The sequence below is a fragment of the Chitinophaga sp. 01L420 genome, from assembly GCF_056399985.1.
In genome coordinates this window covers 1-471 of the sequence record NZ_JBFTSK010000147.1, presented here as the reverse complement: position 1 = coordinate 471, position 471 = coordinate 1, and the positions used below count along the sequence as shown (strand labels likewise).

At 49.5% G+C, this 471-nt stretch carries 1 protein-coding gene; it reads left to right on the top strand.

All coding sequences use genetic code 11. The annotated features are described in order from the left end of the window. A partial coding sequence (locus AC1DP6_RS36545) for an Ig-like domain-containing protein (protein ID WP_477059320.1) occupies positions 1-471 on the top strand: 471 nt, incomplete at both ends.

The following is a 471-nucleotide window of genomic DNA, read 5'->3' as shown; positions in this document are numbered from 1 at the left end:
CGCTGGTGTTGCAACAATCACTTATACAGTAACTAACGCAAGTGGCTGTACGGCATCGCAAACGGCTAGTGTCACCGTAAACAGTCTCCCTGTTGTAGCAGCTATTACCGGCGCAGGTGCTGTTTGTATAGGTAAAACTACGGCATTAAGTTCTGCTACTACCGGTGGTATATGGAGTAGCAGTGATGCGGCTGTAGCGAGTATAGATGCCTCCGGAGTTGTAACTGGTGTTGCAGTTGGTACCGCAACGATCACTTATACAGTAACCAATGGGAGTGGCTGTACCGTTTCGCAAACGACTAGTGTAACAGTAAATAGTCTGCCTGTTGTAGGCGGGATCACGGGCACGGGTGCTGTTTGTATAGGTGGAACTACTACCTTAAGTTCTACTACTGTTGGCGGTGTTTGGAGTAGCAGCGATGTCGCTGTAGCGAGTATAGATGTTGGCGGTGTTGTAGCTGGGGTATCCGC